Annotated in this window: 4 protein-coding genes and 1 pseudogene; 3 read left to right on the top strand and 2 right to left on the bottom strand. The window is 68.3% G+C overall.

Annotation, left to right across the window (positions count from 1 at the left end):
* A pseudogene (locus B3547_RS21825) lies at nt 1-1,107 on the bottom strand (DNA mismatch repair protein MutS); the annotation flags it as partial.
* A 91-nt stretch (nt 1,108-1,198) separates the two neighbouring features.
* Here B3547_RS21825 and B3547_RS21820 point away from each other — a divergent pair.
* Both B3547_RS21820 and B3547_RS21815 read left to right on the top strand, forming a co-directional pair.
* Nucleotides 1,199-2,833: a hypothetical protein gene (locus tag B3547_RS21820; protein ID WP_124810464.1), complete on the top strand. Its 1,635-nt coding sequence runs from the start codon at nt 1,199-1,201 to the stop codon at nt 2,831-2,833.
* Nucleotides 2,834-2,881: 48 nt separating this feature from the next.
* Nucleotides 2,882-5,149: an NADP-dependent malic enzyme gene (locus B3547_RS21815; RefSeq protein ID WP_124810463.1), complete on the top strand. Its 2,268-nt coding sequence runs from the start codon at nt 2,882-2,884 to the stop codon at nt 5,147-5,149.
* Between the two features lie 13 nt (nt 5,150-5,162).
* Here B3547_RS21815 and B3547_RS21810 read toward each other — a convergent pair whose 3' ends face one another.
* Nucleotides 5,163-5,738 carry a TetR family transcriptional regulator gene (locus tag B3547_RS21810; RefSeq protein ID WP_158453929.1) on the bottom strand — a complete coding sequence of 192 codons (576 nt, stop codon included), beginning with the start codon at nt 5,736-5,738 and terminating at the stop codon, nt 5,163-5,165.
* A gap of 67 nt (nt 5,739-5,805) precedes the next feature.
* Between B3547_RS21810 and B3547_RS21805 the strand changes: the two genes are divergently transcribed.
* The gene (locus B3547_RS21805) at nt 5,806-6,855 is read left to right on the top strand and encodes an aromatic ring-hydroxylating dioxygenase subunit alpha (protein ID WP_292967016.1); all 1,050 of its coding nucleotides are present in this window, start codon (nt 5,806-5,808) and stop codon (nt 6,853-6,855) included.
* Nucleotides 6,856-6,859 lie beyond the last annotated feature (4 nt).

The following is a 6,859-nucleotide window of genomic DNA, read 5'->3' as shown; positions in this document are numbered from 1 at the left end:
GCGCAGCCGCCAGGCTTCGGACAGGCCATCGCGCAGCTGCCCCAGATCGCGCGGGCTGCCCCGCCCGGCGACGACCCGGCCCAGCGCGCGGCCGATATCGGGCGCGGCCTTCAGGATCGCGCGCAAGTCCCCGCGCAGCAGCGGATCGTCGTGCAGCCAGCTTACCAGTTCCAGCCGCGCGCGGATTGCCGGCGCGTCGGTCAGCGGCGCGGAAAGGTCCTCGGCCAGCAGGCGTGCGCCCGCGCCGGTCACGCAGCGGTCGATCGCCTCGAACAGGCTGCCCTTGCGCGTGCCGCCGGTGGACACAAGGATTTCCAGGCTGGCGCGCGTCGCCTCGTCCATCGCCATGTGCCCGCCCGCCGTGCGCGCCACGGGGGGCAGCAGCAGCGGCAGGCGGCCGCGCCCGACGTGGTCGAGGTAATCGACCAGCCCGTTCGCCGCCGCCAGCATCGGCCGGGTGAACGCACCGAAGCCATCGAGCGTGGACACGCCGTGCAGATCCTTGAGCCGTGCCTCGCCGGCGTTGCTGTCAAAGCCGCGCCCCGGCCGCCGCACCGCGTCGAACGGGGCATCGGCCCAGTCCTCGCTGGCGACGATCTCGCTCGCGCCCAGCCGGGCCAGCGCCGCGCCCATCGCTGCCGGCTCGCATTCCTCCAGCTCCATGCGGCCGGTGGAAATGTCGCAAGCGGCAATGCCGATGAGCCCGCGCACCTCGCACACCGCCGCCAGCACGTTGGCGCGGCGCGGTTCCAGCAGCGCTTCCTCGGTCAGCGTGCCAGCGGTGACGAAGCGGACGATATCGCGCGCGACCAGCGCCTTCGATCCGCCGCGCTTCTTCGCTTCCTCGGGCGTTTCCACCTGCTCGGCGATGGCGACGCGGCAACCCGCCTTGATCAGCCGGGCCAGGTACGATTCGGCCGAATGCACGGGCACCCCGCACATCGGGATCGGCGCGCCGCCGTGTTCGCCCCGGCTGGTCAGCGCGATGTCCAGCACTTGCGCGGCGATTTTCGCGTCGTCGAAAAAAAGCTCGAAGAAATCGCCCATCCGGTAGAACAGCAGGCAGTCTCCCGCCTGCTGTCTGAGCGCTAGATATTGCGCCATCATCGGAGTTGGGGCATTTGGCGTCACGGCGCGAGTGGCTAGACGAAGCGCGGGGTTTTCACAAACCATCGAAGCCGGATATCGACAGGGGCTCATGCAAAGCCAGCAAAGAGGCCGTCCCAAGGCCTGGTCGTTCGATTGGCATGCCGCGGCGCTCCCGTGGCTCTCCGCGCCGGGCATCGTGCTCACGGTCCTGTTGGTGTGCCTGCCGTTCGCGCTGGTGGAAGTGCCGCCGCTGATCGACGTGCCGGGCCACATGGGCGCAGCCGCGATCGAGGCCGCCGGCCCCGGCAATCCGCTGGAACGCTACTTCACCTGGAAATGGGTGTTCACGCTGAACATCGGCGGCGGTGTGCTGATGAAGCTGCTGGGCGCGCAGTTCGGCATTCTGGCCGCCGGGTGGTGGAGCACGGTGCTGGCGACCGGCCTGTTCGCCGGCGGCGGCCTTGCCACGGCGCGTGTGCTCAATCCGCGCGGTGGCCATGCCACCGCCTGGGCGCTGATGTTCGTGTTCAGCTTTCCGCTGCTGACAGGTTTCCTCAACTACATTCTTGCCACCGGTCTTTCGCTGTCGGCTTTCGCCGCCTCGGTCTGGCTCGAAAACCAGCCGAAGAAGCGCGCCGCGATGCTGATCGTGGCGCAGCCGGTCGCCATGCTGTGCCATGCCATCGGCGGCGTGCTGCTGGCGCTGCTGGTCGGCGGCGCGGCGCTGGGGCGCGAGATCGACCGGCTCCCCGCCGGAAGCTGGCGGCCTTCGCGCTGGCGCCCGCTGGCGCGCGAGCTGGACTGGAAGGCGATCGCCAAGCGCCTGTTCGTCACCTGCTGGCCGCTGCTGACCACGGTGCTGGTGGTGGTGCTGTGGAAGACGTTCTCGCCCGAACCGGTCGCCAGCATGAACCGCTGGCGCTGGGACCAGAAGGCGTGGTCGTTCGTGCTGACGCTGCGCGACCAGTCGCTGGTGCTCGATGCGGCGACGACGATCGCCTGCTTCGGGCTGATCCTGTGCGGCTGGCTGGCCGGCGCGCGGTGGAGCTGGCGGCAGGGCTTGCCCGGCCTGCTGGTGCTGCTGCTGTTCGTGGCCATTCCCAGCGATATCAACGGCAGCGCCTTCGTGGATATCCGCCTGCTGCCGGTGGCGGCGATGCTGCTGCTGGCGTTGCAGGACTGGAGCCGGGCGAAGCCTTCCTATGCCCGCGCCGTGGCCTATATCGGCATGGCGCTGCTGGGCGTGCGCCTGGTGGTCACCGGGGCCAGCTTCGCGGACTACGCGCAGGACTACAAGCGCCAGCTTGCCGCGCTGCATCACGTGCAGCCCGGCAGCCGCGTGCTGGCTTTCGTCGAACATACCTGCATCGAGGAAAGCTGGCGCAGCACGCGGCGCGATCACCTGGCCAGTCTTGCCAGCCTCTACCGGCAGGCGTGGGTCAACGACAACTGGGCGGTTCCGGGGCTGCACATGGTGGTGCCCCGCTTCCGCCCCGGCCGCAACTTCACCGCCGATCCATCCGAATTCGTGTGGTCGCCCAATTGCCAGAGCGGCCGGCTGCGCAGCGTGGATTCCGCGCTCAAGTACGCGCCGATCGAGCGGGTGGACTATGTCTGGCTGATCGATACCGGCCTGCCGCGCCGCCCCGATCCGCGCCTCCAGCTGGTATGGCAGGATGGGCGCAGTCTGCTTTTTGCCGTCAGACCCTTGGGTTTTCCGAACTGGAAGCCTAGGGACTTCTGACACCGCCCGGCCGGCCCTGTCCGGTCCACCCAGCGTGGGAGCATTTGCATGTCAGAGGAAAGCAACGTCCGTTTCACCGAACGCGAGGCGTTGTTCTACCACAACACGATCAGGCCCGGCAAAATCGAGATCATCGCCAGCAAGCCCATGGCGACGCAGCGCGATCTGAGCCTTGCCTATTCGCCTGGCGTGGCCGTTCCCGTGCGCGCCATCGCGGACGATCCCGCGACGGCCTATGACTATACCGCCAAGGGCAATCTCGTTGCGGTGATCTCCAACGGCACCGCCATCCTGGGCCTCGGCAATCTGGGCGCGCTCGCCTCGAAGCCGGTGATGGAAGGCAAGGCGGTGCTGTTCAAGCGCTTCGCCGACGTCGATTCGATCGACATCGAAGTCGCCACCGAAGACCCGGAAGCCTTCATCAACGCGGTGGCGCTGCTCGAACCCAGCTTCGGCGGCATCAACCTCGAAGACATCAAGGCGCCCGAATGCTTCATCATCGAACAGGCGCTGCGCGAACGCCTGAAGATTCCGGTGATGCACGATGACCAGCACGGCACCGCGATCATCACCGCCGCCGGCCTCGTCAATGCCTGCCACCTGACCGGGCGCGATCTCAAGGACGTGAAAGTCGTGGTCAACGGCGCGGGCGCGGCGGCGATCGCCTGCACCGCGCTGATCAAGGCGATGGGCGTGCGCCACGACAACGTCATCATGTGCGACCGTTCGGGCACGATCTGGCGCGGCCGGTCCGATGGCATGGACCAGTGGAAAAGCGCGCACGCCGTCGATACCCCGGCGCGCACGCTGGAAGAGGCGCTGGTGGGCGCGGACATCTTCCTGGGCCTGTCGGCCGCCGGCGCGCTGAAGCCGGAATACGTCAAGGCCATGGCCCCGCAGCCGATCATTTTCGCGATGGCCAACCCCGATCCGGAAATCACTCCGCCCGAAGCCAAGGCGGCCCGGCCGGACTGCATCATCGCCACGGGCCGTTCGGACTATCCGAACCAGGTCAACAACGTGCTGGGCTTCCCCTTCATCTTCCGCGGCGCGCTGGACGTTCGGGCGACCGCGATCAACGAGGAGATGAAGATCGCCGCCGCGGAAGCGATCGCGGAGCTGGCCCGCCGGCCGGTGCCGGAGGAAGTCGCCGCCGCCTATGGCGGGCAGTCGATGCAGTTCGGGCATGACTACATCATCCCCGCGCCGTTCGATCCGCGCCTGATGGAAGTGGTCTCCTCCGCGGTGGCGAAGGCGGCGATGGATTCGGGCGTGGCGATGAAGCCGATCGAGGACTTCGACGTCTATCGCCACGATCTGAAGGCACGGCTCAACCCGACGACCTCGGTACTGACCAACGTTTATGCGCAGGTGAAGCGCAACCCCAAGCGGGTGGTCTTCGCCGAGGCGGAGAACGAGGTGGTGCTGCGCGCCGCCGTGCAGTTCCGCGATTTCGGGTATGGCGAACCGGTGCTGGTGGGCCGCGACCAGGTGGTGCGCGAAAAGCTCGTCGAACTCGGCATCGGCAATCCGGACAGCTACGAGATCCACAATTCGGCGATCAGCCCGCACGTGCCGGCGATGGTGGAGATGCTCTACGAACGGCTGCAGCGGCGGGGCTTCCTGGAGCGCGACGTGCGCCGCATGGTCAACCAGGACCGCAACGTCTTCGCCTCGGCGCTGGTCAAGCTTGGCCATGCCGATGCGCTGATCACCGGCATGACGCGCACCTTCTCGCAGACCCTGAAGGAAGTGCGGCAGGTGCTCGATCCCGCGCCGGGCAAGGTGCCCTTCGGCATTCACCTGATGGTGGCCAAGAACTACACCGTGTTCCTGGCCGATACGACCGTCAACGAGCGGCCGAGCGCCGAAGACCTGGCCCATATCGCCGTCGAAACGGCGGACGTCGCCCGCCGCATGGGCCACGAACCGCGCGTGGCGTTCCTGTCGTTCTCCACGTTCGGCAACCCGATGGGGCGCTGGGTGGAGCCGATCCGTGGCGCGGTTTCGATCCTGGACGAGGCGAACCCCGGCTTCGAATACGAAGGCGAAGTGGCGCCCGACGCCGCGCTCAACCCCAAGGTCATGGCGAACTACCCGTTCAGCCGCCTGTCGGGGCCGGCCAACGTGCTCATCATGCCGGGGCTGCAATCGGCCAACATCTCGGCCAAGCTGCTGCGCGAACTGGCGGGCAACGCGGTGATCGGGCCGATGCTGCTGGGCATGGAAAAGCCGGTGCAGATCGCGCCGATGACCGCGATCGCGCCGGACATCCTCACGCTGGCCGTGCTCGCGGCGGCGGGCGTGGCGCAATAGCGCCGGGGCGGGATCAGGACGAAGCGGGGACGGCCTCGGCAACGAGGCCGTCCACCAGCACCCGCAGGCCGTGCTCGAAACTTTCCTCCAGATCGAACATTCCGGTCAGGAACGCGTGCATCGCGGCGTTTTCGCGATAGATCGACCAGCCCAGCGACAGCGACAGGACGGCGGCTTGCGCTTCCAGCGCCTGTTCGCGGCTGAACCCGCGCTGCACCAGCGGCGCGGCCATGCCCGCGGCCGTTTCGTCGCTGGCCTGCGCGAGCGGTCGCGCCGAAGCCAGCAACCGGGCGGCATCGCGATGGCGCGCCAGGCTGCGGCATAGCCCCCGGCCCAGTGCCAGCAGCCATGCGCGCGCGTCGAGGCCGTCGTGCAGGCCGGCGCGCGCCTCGGCGTAGAGCGCTTCGGCCATCAGCCCGCCCAGCGCGGCCTTGTCGCGCACGTGCCAGTACAGCGCCGGTGCCTGCACCGACAGCCGCGCCGCCAGCGCCCGCATCGTCACGCCATCCAGCCCCGCTTCGTCGAGCAGGGCAAAGGCGGCGGCAACGATGCCGGAGCGATCGAGCGCAATGTCGCGGTGACGGGCCATCGTTCCCGTTTGACAATTTAACGACGTTAAGTAAACTCGGGCCATCGGTTTTTGGGAGAGAAGCCCGATGATTCATGTGCGCAACGCCTGGCACGTGGCCTGCTGGTCGATGGACCTGGAAGCGGGCAGGCCCTTCGCGATCACCATGGCCAACGATCCCGTGGTGATCTTCCGCGCCGAGAGCGGGCGCATCGTGGCGCTGGAGGACCGCTGCGTTCACCGGCTGGCGCCGCTGTCGCTGGGCCGGTGCGAGGGCGAGGCGCTGCGCTGCCTGTACCACGGCCTGAGGTTCGAGGCGGACGGCCGGTGCAGCGAGATTCCCGGGCAGGATACGATCCCCGCCACGGCGCGCGTGCGCAGCTATCCCGTGGTGGACCGGCACAGCTGGATCTGGGTCTGGCTGGGCGATCCCGCGCGGGCCGATCCGGCGCTGATCCCGCCGGCCGTCGGGTTCGACGATCCGGACTACATTCTCGGCCGGGGCCAGCTCGACTATGATGCGCAGGCCCGGCTGATCCACGACAACCTGTGCGATTTCACGCATCTGGCCTTCGTTCACGCCAACAGCTTCGGCGCGGACGAGGAATGGGCGCGCACCCGGCCCAAGGTCACCCAGCTTCCGCGCGGGGTGCGATTCGAACGCTGGGTGCGCGGGCAGAACCGCAGCACGATCAACGGTGGCCTGGAGCCGGTCGATCTGTGGAGTTGCTACGAATACCACGTGCCGGGCATCCTGCTGATGCCCAGCGCCAGCTATCCCGCCGGAACCGCCGACCGGCTGCGCGATGCGCCGCCGTCGCCCGATCTGCCCAGGACCGTGGTCACCTTCACCAGCCAGGCCGTGACCGCGCTGACCGACCGCACCAGCCGCTATTTCTTCAGCTGGGGGCCGCACCGCGATCATGGCGATGAAGCGCTGCGCGACCGGCTGATGGGGGTGGCGGGCATGGCTTTCGCCGAGGACAAGACCATGATCGAAGCGCAGCAGAAGGTGATCGACCGCGATCCCGCCCGCCCGGTCATGCCGGTGACGTTCGACAAGGGCGTGGTGCTGTACAACCGCCTGGTCGAACGGCTGGCGCGCGACGAACGCGAGGCCGTTTCCGCCGCTGCCTAGGCTC

Source organism: Novosphingobium sp. UBA1939 (genome assembly GCF_002336885.1).
Classification (GTDB): Bacteria; Pseudomonadota; Alphaproteobacteria; order Sphingomonadales; family Sphingomonadaceae; genus Novosphingobium.
This window is presented reverse-complemented; position numbering and strand designations above follow the sequence as displayed.